Annotated in this window: 13 protein-coding genes and 1 pseudogene; 5 read left to right on the forward strand and 9 right to left on the reverse strand. The window is 41.4% G+C overall.

Translation table 11 applies throughout. From position 1 onward, the window contains the following. The 3 genes and pseudogenes from BLS33_RS23775 to BLS33_RS25345 all read left to right on the forward strand — a co-directional run. Positions 1-298, forward strand: a pseudogene (locus BLS33_RS23775) (hypothetical protein); the annotation flags it as partial. A 55-nt stretch (positions 299-353) separates the two neighbouring features. Further along, complete coding sequence (locus BLS33_RS24995; protein WP_176801494.1) at positions 354-521, forward strand: hypothetical protein; 168 nt, start codon at positions 354-356, stop codon at positions 519-521. A gap of 68 nt (positions 522-589) precedes the next feature. Beyond that, positions 590-715 (forward strand): hypothetical protein, encoded by a 126-nt coding sequence (locus BLS33_RS25345; RefSeq protein WP_262495091.1) that lies wholly within the window; start codon positions 590-592, stop codon positions 713-715. A gap of 223 nt (positions 716-938) precedes the next feature. Here the strand turns inward: BLS33_RS25345 and BLS33_RS23785 are convergent, their stop codons facing one another. Beyond that, a complete protein-coding gene (locus BLS33_RS23785) occupies positions 939-2,435 on the reverse strand; it encodes a DUF1501 domain-containing protein (RefSeq protein WP_089895709.1) in 1,497 nt (498 codons plus the stop codon). A gap of 41 nt (positions 2,436-2,476) precedes the next feature. Further along, positions 2,477-5,671, reverse strand: a complete 3,195-nt coding sequence (locus BLS33_RS23790) for a DUF1553 domain-containing protein (protein ID WP_089895711.1) — start codon at positions 5,669-5,671, stop codon at positions 2,477-2,479. A 471-nt stretch (positions 5,672-6,142) separates the two neighbouring features. On the opposite strand from BLS33_RS23790, the gene BLS33_RS23795 reads away from it, so the two are divergent. Then, positions 6,143-7,039 (forward strand): alpha/beta hydrolase, encoded by an 897-nt coding sequence (locus tag BLS33_RS23795; RefSeq protein ID WP_089895713.1) that lies wholly within the window; start codon positions 6,143-6,145, stop codon positions 7,037-7,039. Positions 7,040-7,265: 226 nt separating this feature from the next. Here BLS33_RS23795 and BLS33_RS23800 read toward each other — a convergent pair whose 3' ends face one another. From BLS33_RS23800 to BLS33_RS23825, 6 genes are all read right to left on the reverse strand, one after another. Further along, positions 7,266-8,678 carry a sugar porter family MFS transporter gene (locus BLS33_RS23800; RefSeq protein WP_089895715.1) on the reverse strand — a complete coding sequence of 471 codons (1,413 nt, stop codon included), beginning with the start codon at positions 8,676-8,678 and terminating at the stop codon, positions 7,266-7,268. Positions 8,679-8,705: 27 nt separating this feature from the next. Continuing rightward, on the reverse strand, positions 8,706-9,881 hold the full coding sequence (locus BLS33_RS23805; protein WP_089895717.1) for a n-acyl-d-glucosamine 2-epimerase: 1,176 nt from the start codon (positions 9,879-9,881) through the stop codon (positions 8,706-8,708). A 168-nt stretch (positions 9,882-10,049) separates the two neighbouring features. After that, positions 10,050-11,780: a neutral/alkaline non-lysosomal ceramidase N-terminal domain-containing protein gene (locus BLS33_RS23810; RefSeq protein ID WP_218129637.1), complete on the reverse strand. Its 1,731-nt coding sequence runs from the start codon at positions 11,778-11,780 to the stop codon at positions 10,050-10,052. Between the two features lie 188 nt (positions 11,781-11,968). Then, complete coding sequence (locus tag BLS33_RS23815) at positions 11,969-14,941, reverse strand: PVC-type heme-binding CxxCH protein (RefSeq protein ID WP_089895719.1); 2,973 nt, start codon at positions 14,939-14,941, stop codon at positions 11,969-11,971. Between the two features lie 312 nt (positions 14,942-15,253). After that, positions 15,254-16,627 (reverse strand): neutral/alkaline non-lysosomal ceramidase N-terminal domain-containing protein, encoded by a 1,374-nt coding sequence (locus tag BLS33_RS23820; RefSeq protein WP_089895721.1) that lies wholly within the window; start codon positions 16,625-16,627, stop codon positions 15,254-15,256. A 211-nt stretch (positions 16,628-16,838) separates the two neighbouring features. Beyond that, the gene (locus tag BLS33_RS23825) at positions 16,839-18,221 is read right to left on the reverse strand and encodes a NosD domain-containing protein (RefSeq protein ID WP_089895722.1); all 1,383 of its coding nucleotides are present in this window, start codon (positions 18,219-18,221) and stop codon (positions 16,839-16,841) included. A 206-nt stretch (positions 18,222-18,427) separates the two neighbouring features. On the opposite strand from BLS33_RS23825, the gene BLS33_RS23830 reads away from it, so the two are divergent. After that, positions 18,428-19,522, forward strand: a complete 1,095-nt coding sequence (locus tag BLS33_RS23830; RefSeq protein ID WP_089895724.1) for a type I phosphomannose isomerase catalytic subunit — start codon at positions 18,428-18,430, stop codon at positions 19,520-19,522. A 61-nt stretch (positions 19,523-19,583) separates the two neighbouring features. Here BLS33_RS23830 and BLS33_RS23835 read toward each other — a convergent pair whose 3' ends face one another. Beyond that, entirely contained in the window at positions 19,584-20,729 is a 1,146-nt protein-coding gene (locus BLS33_RS23835) for a hypothetical protein (RefSeq protein ID WP_143017682.1), read from the reverse strand. Positions 20,730-20,756 lie beyond the last annotated feature (27 nt).

Here is a 20,756-nt window from a genome sequence, read left to right on the forward strand (position 1 = left end):
CCGCTTATCGGCGAACTCAATAGGGAATCTTAAGGAAGGGCACCTGAGCGATTTCTTCAAAAAAATCAATTACAAAAAGGGCAGGGCAACGGCCGTAAGTGCAACGGCACGGAAACTGGCCGTCATCACCTGGAACATGCTGGTCAAGGGAATCCCCTATAACCCACCAACGGAATATCTCTTCCTGGACCAAAAGAGAAAGTTGAAGCTCGTAAGCAGGATCAAAAGGAATATTGCTAAATTTGAAATCAAACCGGAAGACATCGGATTTGGTAATACACTGAATATCAGCAATTAAATTTGACGTTAGTTGGAATCTAAGCGTAAAAGCCATATCCCATGAATCGATCGGCATGATCGATCGAGTGGTACTCTACAACAATGATGGCCTGGTCATCGAAAAATTAAATCCTCAGCGATCCAATTCCATCGAAATAGACTTGCCCATATTTTACACCAGAGTCAATGGCTATCTGCCGCAGTGTACTGTGCCAACGGAGCCGTTGCCCATACAACCCTAATATACTTTGTCATCGAGGGACAGCCAACCTGGCACACAGAAAAAGCCCCCGATATTATAGTGAGGCAATTGGCCGCAATCAAATCCATAGAAGAAGAGACCAGAGCAATGGAAGAAGTTGATAAAGGGATTCTTGACCGATTGGAGGACGCAAGGGCATTTTATGCAGCAATTTTAAGCAGTCTTGACCAATAAGTGAAATTAAGACAGAACCATTAGTCAATTAGGCAAAGGGCTAAGCGCCTCCCGGTACCTAATTTCGCGAGGAGGTCACTTGGAAAGAACCGGCACTTTAAAAACCTTATTGTTTAAGACCGTTTTTCTACAAAACCAATTTTAGTTTTCAAGCTCTTTTCTATAAACATCTTTGGTTTATTCTCTATTCTACGGACGCATTTGTAGCCTTACCCATTTTAGATTAGCTCAATATCTCCTTTACCACTTCGCCATGAACATCGGTAAGTCTAAACCGACGACCTTGATGTTTATAAGTCAATTTTTCATGGTCAAGGCCCAATAAGTGTAGCAATGTTGCTTGAAAATCATGAACGTGCACTGGTGCCTCTATAATGTTGTATCCAAAATCATCGGTTTTTCCGTAACTAAAACCCTTTTTAACACCAGCACCGGCCATCCACATTGTAAAGCATCGTGGATGATGATCCCTACCATAATTCCCCTTCTCTAAAACGCCTTGCGAATAATTTGTTCTACCAAATTCCCCGCCCCAAATAACCAAGGTGTCCTCGAGTAAACCACGCTGCTTTAAATCCATTACTAAAGCCGCTGAAGCTTGATCCGTATCTCGGCATTGGTTGGTAAGGTTTTTAGGTAGATTATAATGCTGATCCCACCCTCTATGATATAGCTGAACAAAATTTACGTCTCTTTCTATCAGTCTTCTTGCCAATAGACAATTGGCGGCATAAGTACCGGGCACTCTTGATTCTGGTCCATAAAGGTCATATGTGGCCTTCGTTTCCCCGGAAACATCCATCATTTCAGGAACTGATGACTGCATTCGATATGCCATTTCGTACTGAGCTATACGAGTTTGAATTTCGGGGTCTTGTTCTGCCTCGAATTGGCGCGCTTCGATTTCACTAAAATAATCCAGCATTTTTCTTCGTGTCTGTGCATCTATTCCCGGTGCATTGGAAAGATAGAGCACGGGATCCTTACCTGAACGGAACTGAACCCCTTGATGAAGGGAAGGCAAAAATCCGCTTCCCCATAATCGAGCCGATAAGGGCTGTGCATTTATTTTACCGGTTCCATTGGATAGTAAAACACAAAACTCAGGCAAATTCTTATTTTCACTTCCCAAACCATAACTCAACCAAGAGCCTATGCAAGGTCTACCATGTTGCTGGGAACCGGTCTGAAAAAAAGTTAAGGCAGGGTCGTGATTGATAGCCTCGGTATGCATTGATTTGATGACACAGATCTCATCTGCGATAGCCGCAGTGTGCGGAAGAAGTTCACTGACCCATATTCCCGATTTACCATATTGTTTAAAATTAAATTGGGCACCTGCCAGCGGAAAGGATTTTTGTCCTGCGGTCATCCCTGTTACACGCTGTCCCTTCCGCACCGAATCGGGCAGTTCACTACCATCCATTTTCTGAAGTAATGGTTTATAGTCAAACAAATCATGTTGAGAAGGCCCGCCACTTTGAAATAAATAAATAACTCTCTTCGCCTTGGGTGCAAAATGTCGTATACTTTCAGGGATTTCCTGTTGCGTTGACCTCTTGTCCATACCTGCAAATGCCTGTAATGGTGTAGTCATAGAGGCCAGAGCCAACCCGCCAATTCCAATCCCCGCTTTGGACAGAAAATTACGTCTGTTCATTTGCAGCCTATGGGATACTAAAGGGTGACCGTGCATTTTATCGAGATCCGAAAAATTCATTTTTTTCCAATTTATTATTTATACACTTAAAAAACCATTTACTAACGCTTCATTATGGTCTCATCTAAACTGAGTAATGTATTGTTCACCACTGTCATCGCAGCAACTTCCAGAGCGGGCAATTCGATAGCTACAGGATGTTCCCCTACAGCCAATAGCTCCTTGACCAAATCAGTGTTACTTGAAAATTTCTCTCTGGTTTCTTGCTCAAGTTCAATTAGTAGCGTTAATACCTCATCATTTGGTCTTCTTCCGGTAAGTAATCGATGTGCGTGTAAAATTTGATCTTTTTTGTTGCTATTTTCCCTTATTACACGTTCTGACAAAACCCTCGCTGCTTCTACAAATTGAGGATCGTTCATCAACACTAACGCTTGCATAGGTGTGTTGGTCTGTTGACGTATTACGGTGCAATTATCTCTGTTAGGAGCATCAAACAAAGACATGGAAGGCAGTGGTGAGGTTCGCCGCCAAAAGGTATAAAGCCCTCTTCTGTAAAGCTTTTCTCCATGATCCTGCTCATAATTTTTTAAAACACTAAACTCGCCTTTTTCAGACCAAAGTCCAGCTGGTTGATATGGCTTAACACTAGCTCCACCAATATCTAAATTTAGCAACCCACTTGCGGAGAGGGCGCAATCTCGAATAAACTCAGCTCCTAGCCTTGTACTTGGACCCCGCGCCAACAGCATATTTGAAGGGTCATTTTTTCTCGTGCTTTCTGTTGCACGCGATGATTGTCGATACGTTGCCGACATAACGATCAATTTCTGAAATGCCTTGATATCCCAACCCGAGTTCATAAATTCTAATGCCAACCAATCCAAAAGCTCGGGGTGTGATGGTAATGATCCCTGGTTTCCAAAATCTTCAACGGTCTTTACGATACCTTGTCCAAAATACATTTTCCAAAACCTATTTACGATGACTCGTGCCGTTAGCGGATTTTTTTTATCTACCAACCACTGGGTAAGCCCTAACCTATTTTTGGGAAGACTGTCAGCAAAGCCCATAAGCGCCTTAGGTGTATTTGGATATACCTGCTTCCCTTTTTCTTCATACCCTCCTCTTTCAAGTATATATGTGGTTCTAGGTTCGGGCAGGTCTTCCATCACCATAACGCCCATCAGTGTATCTTGCATTGTATTCCTTCGCTTACCCAATTGGTCAATCATCTCCCGTACTGCCATCACTTCTTTCCCGTAATTTAACAAGTAATGCTTCTTCAACATTTCATCTGGAACAACTAACGGTTTCGAAGACGCTTCACTATAAAGTACATTTACCTCAGCAGCGCTAAGTTCTTTGGCAAACACTTTTAGGTCATCAATACTTCCACCCCCTTTCACCTCAGATAAATAGCCCGGTCTGCCACCGATGCTTAGACGCTTTTGACCATTGCTTATATTTTGGTTCAATCGATCGAGTCCGATGCTTTTCTCTACAACCTTTCCGTTGACATAAACTTGCACACCCTTTGCTTTGCTTGAACCATCATAGGTAAATACATAATGTGCCCATTCATTCTGTACTATCGGTTTTGGCGCCCTCACGGAAATAAGGTGGGCAGGCCACGCTCTTATCAACCGTAGCGTAAGCATATCGTCGATCACAGATATATCATAACCTTTGAAACTTGTTCCCCCTCCGCTCATATGATTAAGTACCGTCGTCTGCTGTCCTTCGTGGTCTGATTTAAACCAGAACGAAAATGAAAATTGATCGGCCCTATCAAAATCAATGGATTTACTCTGAATATGTACTCCGTCAAAACCTGTAAATTTCACAGCACTACCGTTATTATGGGGCTCTGTCATTACATCTTTATCGGAATTTATAATGCTTTTAGTGTTTGCCTTATTGGTAAAATGCGATTTACCACCATCAAAATCAATGTCGATAATTGGAGCCAAGTTTATTTTATTGGGTAATTCCGCAATTGTCAAAGGTTTTTCCAACAAGATTTTCAAGCTGTCTTGCAGTGAGGCAATACGGGTCTCAATATGCTCAATTTCCTTTTCTACCGCTGGCGTTGCAAGCAATAGCTGTGGCCCCGAATTACCATCATTCTGTGCGATACCTGATTCGTTGGCGCTGTTAAAGAAAGCGAACATCTCGAAGTATTCTTCTTGCGAAATGGGGTCGTATTTGTGGTCATGGCACCGAGCGCACTGCATTGTCATACCCATCAAAGAAGTCGCCACTGTTTCTGTCCGGTCCATAACATATTCTACCCTGTACTCTTCATCTACGATACCCCCTTCTCCGTTGAGTCTATTATTGCGCAAAAAACCTGTGGCCATTCTTTGTTCCGATGTAGCGTTTGGCAATTTATCACCTGCTACTTGCCAAGTTATAAATTGATCATAAGGCATGTTTTTGTTGAAGGCAGTTATCAACCAATCACGCCAAGGCCACATCGTACGCAGTCCGTCTTGAGAGTACCCATTAGAGTCCGCATACCTAGCTACATCCAACCATTCCAAAGCCATTCGGTCACCATAATGAGGGGAGTTTAGCAACCTATCAACTACTTTTTCAAATGCATCGGGCGTTTTGTCCGCTATAAATGCATCAATTTCTGCGATGGTCGGCGGTAGGCCGGTCAGATCAAACGAAACTCTACGCAACAAGGTTTCTTTTGAGGCCGAAAGATTGGGCTCTAAACCCACACTTTCCAGCTTCTTAAGAATAAATTTATCGATAGGGTTCTGGACCCAATTGGTCATTTTTACTTTTGGCAATCGTGGGGCCTTGGGAGGGATAAACGCCCAATGTGGTTTATATTCCGCTCCTTGGTCGATCCATTTGGCGATCATGGCCACTTCGCGGGCCGAAAGTATCAAGCCTGATTCCGCTGGTGGCATTTTCTCCTCATCATTTGTGGAAGTAATCCGGGAAAAAGCCTCGCTCTTTCCAATGTTTCCCGAGACAAAGGCGTGGCCACCCGATTTTAGTTTTTTCCTGAGGGCGCCTTCTTCCAAATCTAATCTCAAGTCTGCCTTTAGTGCATTTTGGTCTGGCCCATGGCACGAAAAACAGCGATCGGAAAGTACAGGCTTAATGTGAAGGTTGAAATCTATTGTATCGGGAACCGTTCCGAACATCTCGCTACTACCCAACGCAGAGAATTTATCATTAGGTTCGACCGAATTGCAGCCAGCTATCAATATAATAAGTCCGGCGGCTAGAGCGCTTATATAAATTGAGTGGGCATACTGGATTCTAAAAATCATATTTAAAAATTATAAATTCGTAATAGCCTAAATCCTATTATAGAATCCAATCTATATAAATCTAATCATTGCAATCCCTATCCGCTATTGGGCATTGTTAAATTCAATTTTTTTTTGTTCTTTGGGGAAAGTAACAATAGAAGCCAAATATCTGTCCGAATTGATATTATATTAGACACTTGGAGAGAATGAACTAATCGAAAAATGGAATCAATCATCATAAATATAAATCATGGTGCAAATTATGGTTCTTGAAAGTATAAAAATTAGTGAAGGGAAGCAACATAATTGAAGCTTCAAGGAAAAGACTAGAAAATGCACGCATGTCTTAAAAGACCAACTTGGTATTGATTTGTAAACGCAACCTTAACTAAAAATGAAAGCTATCAGGGATTCAAGTAATTATGTGAAATTTTATCAGATTAAAGAAACTATTGTTTCTAATCATAATAAAGGAATAAATCAATATTTATGAAGCAGCTAACTTTTTTATTAATTCTAATCATTTCTATGCAGTTGGGGGCACAAAAAACCATGGACCTCTACCCTGCCTCCATTCCGAATAGCAAATCTTATTCTTTGAAAGAGAAACTCACTGTCAAAAATGATCGGGTTACTTGGATAGAAAATGTTTCAAAGCCAACGCTAACAATATATCTTCCCGATGCGGAAATAGCAACGGGGGCTGGTGTAATTATTTGTCCGGGGGGCGGGTATTCAGGAGAAAGTTATGACCTTGAAGGCGTTGTTATTGCCGAAGCATTTGTCCGCAAAGGTGTCGCAGCTTTCATTTTAAAGTACCGGTTGCCAGATGATTTAATAATGATCGATAAAACAATTGGCCCTTTACAGGATGCACAGCAAGCAATCAAAACAGTACGTGATCGAGCTAAAGAATGGCAATTGGATGCTGATAAAATAGGAATTATAGGATTTTCCGCTGGAGGACATTTAGCATCGACCGCAGGCACACATTTTGAAAAATCATATATACCCAATGCTGAAAATACGAGTTTGAGGCCCAGTTTTATGATTTTAGTTTATCCTGTTATAAGTATGACCGATGAATTGACCCACAACGGATCACGTGATAGATTATTAGGCAAGCCTGCCACAGAAAAACAAATAAAGTTATTTTCAAATGAATTACAAGTCAAGACCAATACCCCACCTACTTGGTTGACCCATACGGGTGATGACAATGTAGTTTCTGTTGAAAATAGCATCCGTTTTTATCAAGAATTGATTCGAAATAACGTATCTGCAGAAATGCATCTTTACCCCAAAGGTAATCATGGATTTGTTTTGAGCTTACCTACTGACGAATGGATGCAACCCCTCTTCAATTGGATGAAAAAAATACTCTAAGTGATTGATAATCATAAATTTAAACACCGTAATAAGATGTGAATAATGGTCATAATCCATAGTATTTAGACCCACGTAGCAATGAAAAAGCATAAAAAAATTTAGCGATAATGGTAATCCGTATCCAAGCTTTTTGTTTTATAATAACAGGAGTGAACTGACTATATTTTACCGTACAGTAAGTCGAGCTCATAAATAGAAACTACAATATATCGAACGGGTAGGACTACGATTTGCGAGATGATGTTTCCACATTGTTTTTCCAGTACCTTTCTATTTCCTCTAGACTCTTTCCTTTGGTCTCCGGCAAATATTTATAGAAGAACAAGGTTGCCAACAAACACATGCCGGCAAAGGTGAAAAAACCAGCAGACATGCCAATTTCATTGACGTACCATGGAAACAAGAAAGCTGTCAAAAAATTGATTCCCCAATTCGCAAAAGTAGCGATTGACATTGCTCGCCCTCGGATACTTGTCGGAAAAATTTCTCCAATAAGCACCCAGATTACGGCATTGATCGAAAAGGCAAGACAGGCCATATACACACAGAGCATAATAATAATCCAAATGCTTGAGGTTTGTCCGGTATAGAACAATGTCGCAATAATCATCAAAGAGACAAAAACCCCAGCCATGCCCCAAATAAGCAATGGGCGCCGCCCCCAACTATCAATTTTCCAAAGGGCGATTATTGTAAAAATCAAATTGATAACTCCTATTGCTACTTGAAACTGAAGCGCACTGTCTAATTTAAATCCTGCACTCTCAAGAATGGTGGGACCGTAATAAACGATAATATTGACACCTGTAAATTGGCCGAATACCGATAAACCAACACCAACAATTAAGGCTAGACGCAATCCTGGCCTCAATAGCTCACTTATCTTCCCTTTAACATCATCCAACGTTTGCTTTATTTCCGCTAATTCCCTTTTTGCTACTATAGCTCCGCTTATTTTTTGAAGAATCTGAAATCCCTTATCCTGCTGCCCGTTCTTTATTAGCCAACGGGGGCTTTCGGGAATGAGAAATAACAACGATATAAAAAGTGCGGAAGGAATCATTTCAGAGGCAAACATTGCCCTCCAAACTTCAGATACCATAATTTTATGAAAGATGCCTGTCTCAGCAATAGCTGCTGTGTTCGATTGCGAAAAGTCTAAAAGCACCCAATTGGAGAAATAAGCGAACAAAATACCTATAACAATCGACAATTGATAGAGCGCAACGAGCCTGCCCCTGATTTTAGGAGGGGCAATTTCAGAAATATACAAAGGAGCTAGCACAGATGCCATTCCAACCCCGAGCCCACCAAGCAGTCTGGCACATATAAGAATCACAAAATTGGGGGGCACCGTTGATCCGAGGGCGGAAATAAAAAACAACAACGCAGCCATTAGAAGTACGGGCTTTCGTCCATATTTGTCACTCAAAGCCCCTGCCATGGCGGCCCCTACTATCGCCCCAACAAGGGCCGAACTTGCGAACCAACCTACCTCTATTTTGTCAAGTGCAAAAAAAGTTTCCACAAAACTGAAAGTTCCGGAAATAACAGCAGTATCGAATCCGAAAAGCACCCCTCCCAAAGAGGCCACAAAACAAATCTTTGCCAAAAAACGCTTTTGTTTTTTATCCATAAATGTGATTAACAAATCCCTATATATTTATACGTTGTTCTTATTAGTACTTTCCAATGTCTTCCATCCTTGATATAGAAAACGTGGCGTATGGAAACATCCCTTCCATTTACCTCCTTTTAGTGAAAGTAACACTTCTCCTTTCTGATCGAGGTAACCGAACCATTCTCCATTCTCCTTATCGGAAAAATGGTTCCAGGCATAATCATGAACCTTTTCGAACCATTTCCAACATTTTTCATCTCCCGTTAGCGCATACCCTTTTAACATAGCTAGCATAGCTTCTTGATGAACCCACCAGAGTTTTTGGTTCCCGTCCAATCTATCAAGGGGATAACCCTTGGCATCCTTGAAATAAAAAATACCCTTGTAATCTTTGTCCCAGCCATACTCCAGTAATTCAAGGGCAATATCCTTCGCTTTATGTATTAAATCATTATCCTTGTTTCGCACTCCGATATCCATTACAAACCACATGGACTCCAGTCCATGACCAGGGCAGACCAACCTTCCATCAAATGTGTCGATGAAACCTCCGTCACTAGCAACATTTTCCAAGATAAACCCGTGTTCTTTTCTATAAAAAACCTCCATAACCTCGTGGACAGCATAATCGATGGTTTTTCCAACAAGTTCAGGTTCAATAAGATGTTCCACTTCCAAAACAAGATTGGACAAAATCATGGGTAAGGCAAAATTCTTCATGGGACGGGTACCTTGGAAAGTTTTATCATAGATACCTTTCGGGTGGTCCCTCCTTTCTAAAATGTTTCTAAATGTATCTCTGGCAATATTGTCATATTCTTCTTTCCCCGTAGCTTTCCCTAATTGGGCGAAGGCCATTACCGCAAAACAATCGGAAAAAATATTATAGGGCTGTACTAACGGTTTCCCTTCACGGGTCAACGAAAAATACCAATTACCCTCTTTGTCCATACCGTATTTCTTGAGAAAGTCAGCACCTAAAAGGGCTATATCGAGCCATTCCTTTTTTTGTTCAACATTGTTATAAAGCATAGAAAACAGCCAGACCTGTCGACATTGCAACCATATGAACTTATCTTTATCATATACTTTTCCTTCACGGTCAAGACAGGTAAAATAACCACCAAACTCCCAATCAGGTGAATTTTTCTCCCAAAAGGGAACCACGTCGTTCAAAAGCGCATCCCGATAAGAGTCGGCATATTTTTTAAAATTCATTTATGGACATTTTTTAATTTCACTTTCCTTTTTTGAGTCCCTATTTTCGACATTAGTCAATGAATGAGACCAAACCTCACTATTCTGAGCTCTTACAGAAGACTTTTCAGTCACTTCCCAATCTCAATTTTTTGTGCTTTGTATATCGATTTCCTCATCTTATCACAATTAGTTTTCCTTTCCACTATGCAACACAGGTTTTTTAGTTTTTTCCAACCCTTCTAAATATCCTAAAACGGCCTGTGTAAGATCAATTTCTGCCGAGGATGTAAAGGGAGAGACCCGCTCTACTTCGTAACCACCATGTGACCAAGCCGACGCCGTTGGTAAATAACCTAACCATCCGTTCGTGTAACCAAAAAAGAAGGTGTAGAAAAAAGGGGAACGATTGCGAATCTCGTTCGATATCTCATTGAATAGCTCCACTGGGGCGCCCCATAAGGCTATATCATTGTTGATTGTCAAAAAACGAACAGGGAGTTTGACCATTTTATCTCCGTTTTTGGTGGAAGTATAGGCATCTAGATCTGATGGCCAACCGAGGTCAGGTTTCCTGGGAGTTTCGACAACCATCGCTCCCGAATTCAAGAGCACATCAGTGGTCGTAGACACAATTTTTTGGTTCGCCTCTATAATTTTATCACCTAGAAGCACCCGAAATTCTCCCAAATGACCACTTCTTGGATTTGGGTATACACTATAGATAGGGGCGATATTACCTGCGGCACCATTGATAAAGAGAAGTGGAGCACCAATCTCTTGCTCCACATATTCTGAAACAATGCCCGGGGCATCACCACTAATCGCCAAGCTCTCTCCTCCCAAAACCGTTCCGTGTATGGCATAATTGGAGATCAGGGCCAATGTTTTGCCATCAGCATTGTCAATGCGCATTAAGCCAATACGGCGATCGACAGCTCCATCAGGATTCATGCCGAGCGAAGCCTTACCGTTCACGTCGATTGCCCGCCGGTTAATATTGGCTCTTGAAAAGCCCCAGCCTACACCCAACCGTGCAGGTTCTAGATTTTTTCTTGCCTCTAAAATTCCTTCTATTAATTTCTCCTCTACCATGGCGGTATAGTCCGAATCGACTTTGTGTTGTATTCGCTCCCCCCTATAGGTGCCATAAATACCTGGAACTCCGACTTCGGGTGCCGAGTGCGTATGGGTAACCGTCCACCACACATCAACGGGTTCAATTCCGTGTTTTTTCTGAAGCTTATGTGCAACCTTGTCATACTCCGATGGTGAGAATAAACAAATATCGGTCGAGATGATGAAAAATTGTTTTGTACCGTCATCCATTGCCACGATCCGATGAAAAATACTATCGTGAATACTTTCTGATTTTCGCTCTCCATAACCAAGAAGATATTGGGTATCTGATGGCGTAATATTTTTCTTTACAACGGCTGCCCTAAATTCCGATTCTGTTGATGACTTCGGCGCCAAGGCTTTTGTTCGTAATGGAACTAATTTGACTTCTCTCAGATCCAACAATGCACCTTCCGTAAATTCAGAGGCTGGTTTAAAAATCACCGACTGGCGACCTTTTGATAGACGGATACTTCCGATTTTTATACTTTTAAAAGTTTCCCACGAACCGGTTTTAGCCACTTTATTTTTTAGTTCTTTTCTACCCGCTATTAAGACAAAAGGCTTACCTGCTTCTTCATCTGAAACTGACCATTCCAAGAAAACATCGTATTCACCACTATTTTTTACTAGAACATCCCATTCTACTCGATCTTTAGATCTAAACCAGCCAAATGCTTTCCATTCCGGCATATATTTAATATCCGGCCCTATTGCTTTTCCTTTTTCTGCACTTAGCCTGAAGATACCATCGGGTTCTGACCGGACCAATAAATGATTTTGAAAAAAAGTGATACTCATAGCCTGGGATGAAATCAGCAGAAAAAAAACAGTCAATAGAGAACCAGAGCAACAAATACGTATAAGCTTATTCAAACAATTGTTCAGACGGCCATCTGCTAACGTGAATTTGATTTTGATGGAATTCATAATCATTGCCTTACTATTTTTAGATTTCTATAGACACCTACTTTTAGTACCATTTACTTTTATTTCACCTCTTTGATATAGGCCAACAAATCTGCCATTTGTTGTTGATCGATACTATTCTCCAATCCTGCCGGCATGGCCGACATCCCTAATGATTGCAATGACTCAATATCTTGACGGGAAATAGTCGTTTCTTGTCCGCCAGTTTTGCGCAGCGTGATAGCGGTCGGGGTCTCTGCCGAAACAATCCCTTGTATTGATTCACCACTATTCAATGTCACTGTCCAAAGGTCAAATCCATCTGCGATTGATTGGGCCGGATCTAAAATATCGTTAAGAATGGATGCTGCCTGCCGATTTCTTATGGTGGCAAGATCAGGGCCGTAATTGGTTCCGATAGTGCCTCCGATTTGATGGCAGATGGCACAGTTTTGTTGGAATACCTGCTTTCCCTCGAAAGCCTTTCCCGATAACTCAAGGGAAGCCCAATATTGCTTTACGATTTCCTGTCGCTGATTGTTCGCGTCCTCGGAAAACAAGATGCGGGCGCGGTCTTTCTGCGCTTCATCTCTTCTTGTCATGAGGCGCACCGCCATTAAACGGTCTATATCGGTTTTCTTTATTTGCCCTGTTTCAATAGCGTCTAGGAGTAAATCAGTTCTATCTTCGTTGTTGAGAAAAGTAGGTAGGGCCGCACTACGCACATCAGGCGTCATTACCTGCCACTGTTCCAGCACATATTCGCTCACCATCGGACCAGGTATAGAACTCAGTGTTTGCAATGCCGCTAGTTGAACGGGCAATGGTTCGCTTGGAACAATTAATTCTTTCAACATGGTACTATCTCGGCCTGGATTTCCAAGCGCAAGAAAATTTATAGCCTCCGCCCTCCTTTTTTCCGGTAACTTACGATTCTTCGCCATTTTTTCTGCCCGATGAATCGCATTTAAAGTTACTGGCCCATCAGGAAGCCCCATACCTTGCAGCAGCTGTAGCGAGGCATTTCTAATAGCCGCGGAAGGGTGCTGAAAAAACGCTGCGACCAGTGCATTCTGTTCCTCCCGATAATTAACGGACGACAATTCCTTGCTTTTAATTCCATCTGCAAGTCCTTTTAGGATAGGCGCCTGCCAAGCGTATGCTTCTTTTGAACCGCTTTTTGTGGCTCTTTTCAAGAGTTTTCTCAACTCCGATGGTTGCCCGTTTCTTCCTATCATAGCACTCAACCGTTGCACGAGTGAAGCATATGCCGGAATATCTGCTTGAAAGCGATTGAGAACCGCTTCTAATAAGTCATTCTCATTGAGGGAAGTGGCAGAAAGTGCGGCAACTTGAATCCAATAATCCTGAACATCGTTGAACAACATCTTTTCTCTTGCCTTTGTTACGGATGGCGTATCAACAAAACCCAATGTAAGCAACAATTGAAACCGCACCTTACTATTCGCATCATCCTGTAGTGCCACCAATGCATCGGTCATCGTAGCATCATCAAGATGTAATTCGGCCAACCTTATGGCATTTTCCCGAATACCCGGAACCTCGTCCGTGAGTGCCTGTTTAATCATTTCCGTAGAAAGCTGTCCCAACCCCTGTAATGTCCATAAGGCATGCAACCGGCCCAAAGGAGATTCTATATTTTTGGCCATTTGCCTTAACAAGGGAACAGCCTCTTTTTCTTTGCGAGACACTAAAAGACGTTGCGCATTTCGGCGCCACCAAATATTAGAACTTGCCAATGCATCTACCAATTGTTCAATAGAAGCTTCCCCAAGACGGAAACCTTTGGATTGATCAACCGATCTAGCACCCGTTGGGGTAATGCGATAAATACGACCCTTTTCAGTTCCATCATAAAGTTCACCAGATTGCACTACTTCTTCTGCCATCCATTCAGGATGCTCAATAATTTTTCGGTAATAATCGATTACATAAAGCGCACCATCGGGTCCGGTATACATGTTGACAGGACGAAACCAAGAATCAGTGGAGGCGAGAAACTCCTTTTGTTGATAGACTCGAGATGCGGTATAGCTGACCCCATCATCTGCCAGCTTATCTACATGAACAAGATTATTTACGGGCTCGGCAACAAATGTCGAATTGTCGAATTCTGTTGGAAAGGCCCCACCTTGATATGCTTCAAGGCCCGTGGCCGAAGTAAACACACCTACGGTAGTAAGCAATTGGTGCTGTGGGTTTTTAGTAATAGGGTATACATCGGCGGGTTGGCCATGATCGGAAAGGGTTTGGGTAACTCTTGTTACAAGAAGATCAGGGTTACGTTGCAGGTATCTCGCGGCAATCAGTTCTTGAAAGATATGATTGGAATTGTTTAGCAAAAGATGATGACCCCAGGCGTCGAATGTTTGACCGAATTGTGAAGCGGCAGCGGTCATTTGCAACTCAGGGGTGTCAGGTCGGAAACGGACATTACGACCGTTGGCATTTTGAGGTAGACGTGGACCTTGAGGTAGTTGCGGAAAAAGGATATCTTCCCCCTCGTCACCGAATTCGTCTTTATAAGATTGCGTAGCGACTGAAGGCTCATGGGCCAAATAAATCCAATTATCGAGCCCATACAATGGGTTATTAAGATTGTGTTGTGGATTTGACAAAGCAAAACCGGTGAGCAGGGTTTCCCTAATATCTGCTTTTCCGTCATCGTTTGTATCCTCCAAATAAATAACATCGGGAGCATCAGTAACCAAGACACCTTTTTTCCAGCGCATGATACCTGTAGGAAGCATTAGACCATCGGCAAAGACGGTGCTTTTATCAATTTGTCCGTCACCATCGTTATCAGTTAATAGCTTTATCTTGCCAGTACCGCCCTTATCTAAAGGATAACCGTGTAATTCAACGACATACATCAGTCCGTTTTCATCAATCATCATATCGACGGGATCGGAAATCATAGGTTCTGACGCAACCAATTCGATTTCGAAACCTGATACTATTCTTAAGGTCGAAAGTGCTTTTTCGGCTGATTCACTAAACGGAGCGTCAAGAACGTTCCGACAACTTACCATAATTAATAGTAAACTACATAGCGAAAAAAGAAAACAACATCTAGGAGGGCATAGGCAATTATGTTTCATTCTCAATTTTTCATTTGAACCAAAGGTTATAAATTCATGCCTTCTATCAATTATATATATTGCTATTTAATAATGACTTTTTAACATTTAAAGCATTAATACTCTTTACATTATATATCAACTTATAATTCGTCAGTATTATTAAATTTTACTGTTTTCCGGCTATATAAAAACATTTTTGCGATAAAGGCAAGAGCTGCAATGGTTGACTATTCGCAGTTTAAACGATGAGAAACCATCAGCTTATTGCCCTTCAAGATAACCTAGCACTGCCTGTTTAAGGTCTGTTTCTGCAGAAGGCGTAAAGGGAGAAACTGTTTCTACTTCATACCCCCCTTGTTCCCAAGAAGTGGCGGTGGGCAAATAGCCGAGCCAGCCGTTGGTATACCCAAAATAAAAAGTAAAAGGGAAAGGGGAACGATTGCGTATCTCGTTCGATATTTCATTGAACAACTCTAAGGGTGCACTCCATATGACCAAATCATCATTAATATTTAAGAAACGAATTGGCAGCCGCACCATGTTTTTCCCATCATCGGTGGTTCTTGTATAGTTTTGGAGTTCCGATGGCCAGCCCAAGCCAGGCTTTCTAGGGGTATCTACGGTCAATACCCCAGAATTTAATGACACCTCATTGGTGGTGGATAAAATCCTTCGATTCGCCTCTACGATCTTATCGCCCAGAAGTACACGGAATTCCCCCAAATGGCCTCTATTTGGATTTGGATATACACTGTAGATGGGAGCGATATCACCTGCAGCTCCATTAATGAAAAGAACCAGTGCTCCGATCTTTTGCTCGACATATTCTGAAACAATGCCCGGGGCATCACCACTAATCTCCAAGTTCTCGCCCCCCAAAACCGTTCCGTGAATAGCATAGTTAGAGATCAGCGCCAGCGGGCTGCCGTCTTCCCTATCAATTCGCATTAAGCCAATACGCCGATCGACAGCTCCGTCGGGGTTCATACCAAGAGAGGCCTTACCATCAATATTTATTGCCCGACGGTTAATATTGGCCTGTGAAAAGCCCCAGCCCAAACCTAGCCGTGCGGGTTCAAGGTTCTTGAGCGCTTCTAAAATTCCATTTATCAGTTTTTCCTCTACTTCAGCTGTATATTCGGGATTAGCTTCATGTTGATAGCGGTCACCCATAAAAACAGCCGGAAGTCCTGGCGGCCCCAGTTCTGGTGCAGAGTGCGTATGGGTAACCGTCCACCAGAAATTAACCGGATCAATGCCGTATTGGTCTTCTAGCTTAGCTGCGACATGATCATACTCGGCAGGTGAAAGAACACATATATCAGATGACACTAAAATGAACTTATTTTCGCCATCATCCATAGCGACAATACGATGGTAAATACTATCGTTGACTCCTATCGATTTTCGTGCCCCATACCCCAGCAACCATTGGGGACTTTTAGGGGTAATATTAATTTTTTCTACAGATGCCCGAAACACGCCAGATAGACTTTCTTCTTTCAAAGGAACAGAAGTATGAGTCTGTTGAGTAAAACCCTCAGCTATTAAGTTATCCTTTTGATTATAAGCAAACCCAGTGGCACAGCTAAATATCAAAAAAAATGAAAAAATTATCTTGAACGTCTTTACCATGGTATTAATTTAAGAAAATTGACTTTTATTTTTGAATTGCCCTAGCGATCTTGATATTAGATTTCTTCCAGTGTAGATTTTTTAAAAGTAGCATAATCATATTTAATGGCGTCTCAACTAGCACTATCAATTTATTCAATCGAATAATTACCGGTATCCGTTTTTCAAAATCAGTTCATACTTAGTTTTCCGAGAAAATTTAGTTCTACTTTCAATACTTATAGCTATCAAAAGGTGCAGAGTTTTTTGGGTCAACAGGGCGATAATAATTATTGGCGCAATTTCCAGTTTCGGCCACAGCACTTCCACCGTCTCCAAAAGTGATGATATTGTCCGCGACTACACAGTCACTACTGTTGTTCAACCGCACAACGGTTTGACTGATTAGGGTATGTATGATGTTATTGGAAAACAATAATCGCTTTGCATTGTCAAACTGAATGAACGATTGGCCATTGGATTCCGCATCAATGGTGCGGGTTCTTTTTCTACTATCGATATACTGGGTAATGGAATTTCCAGATACGTTTAGACCTTGAGACTCCTTTACGTGGCAGAAAGAACCATAAGCCGCGGCTCCTGTTGATATTTTCCAATTATATACCGAATTACCTGTAATCGTCGAATTCACGATGTTATCGATTTCAAAACATTTACTGATGTAGGCAAATGTATTATCGTGAAAGGTCGAGAATATAGGTTTACCGAGAACCATTGCCGTTTCCAGATCAGCGAATAGGTTGTCGCTGACCATCATGCCCTGTCCATTACCTTCGAGACGTATTCCATAGGTCAATTGGCCGAACCAGTTTTTGTGGATATAACTTACATCACAATCGGCAATTTCGATACCTACGTACAGTTCCGTAAAATAACAACCGGTGACCCGCAACAATTCACATTTTGAGACGCCTTCCCCTTTCGGTGCCTTCGGTAAAACAATGGCCCGCTGCCCTTCTGCTTCAACATTGGTATACCTGTCTTTTGCCGGGTACCAATGTAATCCCCTGAAATTGGGTTCGTCCCCTCGAAACCGACTATAACCATCGGCGGTATTCACCCCTGTATTATTGTATCCTACGAACGACAGGTTTTCCAATTCTACCTTTAAGTTTTGATTGTGCCATGGGCTTTCCCCTGATGGAAAAGCACTGCTGCGCCCCGCATAATCGAATGTTATACAATCGGGACCGCTTTTCTTTCCAAACCTAAAAATTGTTCCCCCTTTAAGATTGGCGCCATGAACGTCTATGCCCCCATGGCCATTTCCGATTATTTTTACACTGGCCATCTTAATTTTAACAGGAGCATTAAGATAATAAACTCCTGGTGCAAAAGAAATTGTTGCGGAAGCATCCTTTATGGCCGAAAGCTCATCAAAAATAGCCTGTAAAGCCTCGGACACATCTAGCTTCCCCGTATTGTTCAAATGATAGCTTCGTTTCCCGGTATTCGTAAGTGCCTCTACAGTGGCAAAATTGATTTCGGTCACTTGTATTTCCGTCGGGTTTTGAAAACCGTTCTGGGAACGGATTTCCGAGGAAACAAAAAACAGGCAGATCAATGCGATGATTACCGATATGTTTTCTTTCATTTATAGCGTTTCTGGTATTTGCTCTCGAATATATACTATTCTCAATAAGTATCGGAAAACTGATAGGAAATCCCTATTTTTTTATTCGGATGGGTATACATTATAAAAGTATGGATTTACTAAAATATCGCTTAATGGAACTTTTGTTTTTTATCTTTACTTCCTATCTAGGAATTCAAGGCATTTTAACATAATAAACTATACTAATGAGCAGGGACTTCGATAAATATGCCTACATACCATTAAAGCAGCATTCCAACCGAGTTTGGCGCACATATGGTGGTGGCGCCTTAATCGATCGATGGAAAATGCACACCCCCGAAAACGATGGCAATATGCCAGAAGAATGGATTATGTCTACCGTTACCGCCAGGGGAAAAGGTCGGCCTGAAAATGAAGGGCTATCGTTATTGAATACGCCCGATGGTGTAAAATCACTAAAGGAATTGGTCGACTCGAACAAGGAACTTTTTTTAGGAAAAAAATTAGCCGATAAATTCGGAACGACCGGGGTATTGATCAAAATGTTGGATTCAAATGAGCGTCTGACCATACAGGTCCACCCAGATAAGGAATATGCACATACTATACTCAATTCAAATTTTGGCAAGACGGAATCTTGGTATGTATTGAACAATCGCGAAATCGACGGCGAAAAAAGTGCAGTCTACATGGGCTTTAAAGAAGGTGTTACGCCAGAAATTTGGAGAAAGCATTTTAAAGATCAAGATATTGAAGGCATGTTAGCTTGTCTTCACAAAATAGAGGTGAAACCGGGCGATGCCTTTATGGTCTACGGTGGGGTACCCCATGCTATTGGTAGTGGTTGTTTTTTGATGGAAGTACAAGAGCCAACGGATTATACCATGAGGGTTGAAAAAGTCACCCCTAAAGGATTAAAAATCTCAGATGAATTGATTCATCAGGGGGTCGGGGAAGAAACAATGTTGGAGTGCTTTCATTATGATTGTTGCTCGCATGAGGAGGCATTAAAACGCTGGAAGGTTGAACCGCGGCTTATCGATAGTTCCGGTTCGTACACCTTAAAATCAATTTTCAATAAAACCCACACCGATTGTTTCGGACTCAAAGAGCTTGATTTAAATGGTGCGTTGACCATAAAAGCAAATGGTAGTTTTTACGTTGCGGTTATATACTCGGGCGAAGGCACGATCGTTTGTGGCGGAAAGACATTTGATTTTAAACAGGGGGATGAAATTTTCTTATCCGCGGCCATTGATGAGGCCACTTTTACATCTGATATTGCCTGCAAAATATTACTGTGTTACCCGCCTAGTTAATTACAGGCGCGGTGTATAATTTGATGAAGAATAGAACAGTTTAAAACTCAAATTATTAATTTTATTCATCCTTAATTAAGGAAAGAATTTGTGGCTCTTTTACATTTTCATTTTTTAAAAATGCTTTAATACTATTTGAAATAAAACTATTTTCAGATTCTAACAATGCCGCTATTTTATAATACATTTCAGAGGTAAGCTCTTGTTTTTCCAAAACTGACAAAGCCTTTTTAAAAACCTGTCCGTTTAAACTTCCTAAATTTTCAACCAATTCTATTTTAACGGAATCCTTTAAAAAATCACAATTCTCCATTTTTTCGATAACACGAATCTTTACATTATAATTTTCTTGTATTAAAGCTTTCATCAACAATTGCTGAACATCATAAAGATCAAGTTCATTTTCACTTATAGCATCCAAAGCCTTCTCCACAACTATATAGTCTTCGCCCTTTATTAAATCAAATACTTTTTCTTTGAGATTAGGCGTAAAATCTACATAGCCGTCGATATGTTCCAATGCCCAAATCTTATCGGCCTGAATTGGACTTTCCAATATTTTTATTATCAACTCGGACGAGATTTCCGCTATCGTAAAATTTTGAACTTGATTTTTTGTAGCCCCGTGTATCAAATGCCATAGTTTGAAAGTGGTATATGCCGCCCCTTCTATTACGTATGGAGCTAAGTTCTGTGGAGTCGCAGAAGTAATTGCATCTATATCTTCCAAACCATGGCTATTGGGTTTAACGGTTAACTGATTATAATCTATCTCGGCTAACGGCGTACTCTCAGTGGCCAATATTTGATTTAATTTTTCATAGACATCAACTGAAAATGGTTCATGGTCGGTCTTACTCAAAAACTCGTCCTCTGGCAGCTCGAAACCAAGATAGCGGCCTGTTATATTCCAGTATAGATTAATTGTTAATGGGCGGCACTTGTTGTCAAAGCACACTGGGGTAAATACTTCCCTGTAAAAGAAAATGGGGGTTCCATCTTTTGAAGACACCTTATATAGTAAATCACTTTCGGAAATTGAATCGTTTATATCCACCGAAAACACCTGCGTACTATGTGGTTGCAACAAAATAGTCTGTGGTTGAAAATATTTTATTCTTTCGGCATTCACAAAAGAAAGAACTACAAAAACAATTGCAATTTTCACATAGAGCGAACTATGTGTCAACCTATTGAAAATAGCCATTACCCTCATTCTAACCCGACCAAACAT

The sequence above is a fragment of the Kriegella aquimaris genome (assembly GCF_900103215.1).
Taxonomy (GTDB): Bacteria; Bacteroidota; Bacteroidia; order Flavobacteriales; family Flavobacteriaceae; genus Kriegella; species Kriegella aquimaris.